The sequence below is a fragment of the Noviherbaspirillum sp. genome (genome assembly GCF_035254685.1).
Lineage (GTDB): Bacteria > Pseudomonadota > Gammaproteobacteria > Burkholderiales > Burkholderiaceae_D > Noviherbaspirillum.
This window is the reverse complement of sequence record NZ_DATFAI010000015.1, coordinates 1-2,077: the sequence shown is the minus strand read 5'-3', so window position 1 is coordinate 2,077 and position 2,077 is coordinate 1. Positions and strand designations below refer to the sequence as shown.

Here is a 2,077-nt window from a genome sequence, read left to right as displayed (position 1 = left end):
CACCACGGCGAATCCACGGCCCTGCTCGCCGGCACGTGCGGCTTCCACTGCTGCATTCAGCGCAAGGATGTTGGTCTGGAAGGCGATGCCGTCGATCACGCCGATGATGTCCACGATCTTGCGCGAGCTGTCCTTGATCGCGCCCATCGTATCCACAACCTGCCCCACAACATGCCCGCCGCGCATGGCAACATCCGAAGCCGACACGACCAGCTGGTTGGCCTGGCGCGCATTTTCGGCGTTCTGCTTGACGGTCGATGTCAGCTCCTCGATCGAGGAGGCAGTCTCCTCCAGGGAGCTGGCCTGGGACTCGGTGCGCGAAGAAAGGTCTGCATTGCCTTCAGCGATCTCACGCGAGGCCACGCCAATGGTCTCCGTGCCGCTACGGACGTTGCCGACGATCTGCCCGAGACTGTTGTTCATTTGCCGCAATGCGTCGAACAACTGGCCGATCTCATCCCGGCTCCGCTCCTCGATCTGCGATGTCAGGTCGCCGGTGGCAACCCGGCTCGCAACCGCAACCGCCTGGTTCAGCGGCGCAGTGATGCTGCGCGTGATCACCCAGGCGAAAACACCGCCGATCGCCAATGCCACCGCCAAAATGCCGAACGACATCATGACCAGCCTGTTATCGTCGTCGACCGAATTTGTCAGCACATCCTTTGCCTCGCTCTGCTGGAGTTCAACCAGCTTGTCCATCTCCGCCACCGCCTGCTGGTTGAGCGGGTCGATGCGGCTGGAAATAACTTTGGCGGCACCTTCGCTGTTGAAGGCCAATGCCTGGCCGATCGCTTCCTTGAACGGGCCAGAGATCTCTTGGTCGATGCGTGCGATTTCCGCAACAAGCTTTTTCTCAGCGTCGGTTTGTCCGAGCGATGCCAACTTGTCGCGCGCTTCCGCATAGCGCTTGTTCTGCTCCTTGACCCGCGCCTCCTGCTTCTGCATCGCGGCTACTTCGGATTGCAGGCCAATGTTGCGCATGGCGACGCCTGCCTCGAGGACAGCGCTCTTCATGGTCGCTACCAGCAGACTCTTGTTATTGGAGAGTTCAAGGCCGTCGGTCAGCTTCTGCTTGTTCTGCTTTGTCAGCACGTTGCCGACAACCACCACCAGCACAAGAAGCGCCAGAACGACGCCGAAACTCACTCCCAGTCGAGCACCGATCCGCAAGCTACGCAAATTCATCATCTCTCCCCTTTGCTGTCCAGGCCTTGATTCGATGGCCCATGCCCGACCGGCATTCAAAAAATCAATTTCAATGATCCAGCGAACATATTACCCTGTAGCAACAAACAAGACCATCTCGACACGTCGAAACATGGGCACAAACTGCTGTTTCGTCACAAAAATTGGGGTGCAGGCATTGATCCGGACACCCCAATTGTTTGCTGGCTCAGATACCTGGCTCAGTTGCCTGCCTCACGTGCTGCTACCCGGCCATCTTCACGTTCCATCTGTTAAAAGGAAAGTAACGGCCGAGCCTGTTGCACGGCTGGTCCGTTTTCAAAACTCTTCCCAGTCGTCGTCGCTGCCGGAAGGACGTCGGGACGCCGTAGCCACCTGGCTTGGCGACACACCCTTGGCCTGCAGGGCTGGCCTCTTCATAGTCGCGGCCACGGCTTGCGGCCTTGCGGACAACTGCAGGGCCGGCTGCCCGGCGGCATCGAGCTTGAACACCGCGACAGCCTGCTCCAGTTTGCTCGACTGATCCTGCATGCTTCCCGCAGCGGCAGCCGCCTGCTCGACCAGCGAAGCGTTCTGCTGCGTCATTTCGTCCATTTCGGCAATCGCGCGATTGATCTCCTCGATGCCCGAACTCTGTTCCTGGCTCGCCGCACTGATCTCGCCCATGATGTCGGCCACATGCTTGACCGAGGTGACGATCTCGTCCATCGTCTTGCCCGCCTCGTCCACCAGCTTGCTGCCCGCATCCACTTTCTCCACCGAGTCGCCGATCAATGCCTTGATCTCTTTGGCCGCGCCTGCCGAACGTTGCGCCAGGTTGCGCACCTCGGCCGCCACCACGGCGAATCCACGGCCCTGCTCGCCGGCACGTGCGGCTTCCACTGCTGCATTC

At 60.0% G+C, this 2,077-nt stretch carries 2 protein-coding genes; both read right to left on the bottom strand.

Annotated features, from left to right (window positions below):
* A partial coding sequence (locus tag VJ698_RS03750; RefSeq protein ID WP_324101346.1) for a methyl-accepting chemotaxis protein occupies positions 1–1,188 on the bottom strand: 1,188 nt, incomplete at its 3' end.
* 315 nt (positions 1,189–1,503) lie between these two features.
* Positions 1,504–2,077, bottom strand: a 574-nt coding sequence (locus VJ698_RS03745) for a methyl-accepting chemotaxis protein (protein WP_324101345.1), incomplete at its 5' end; no start/stop codon positions are given.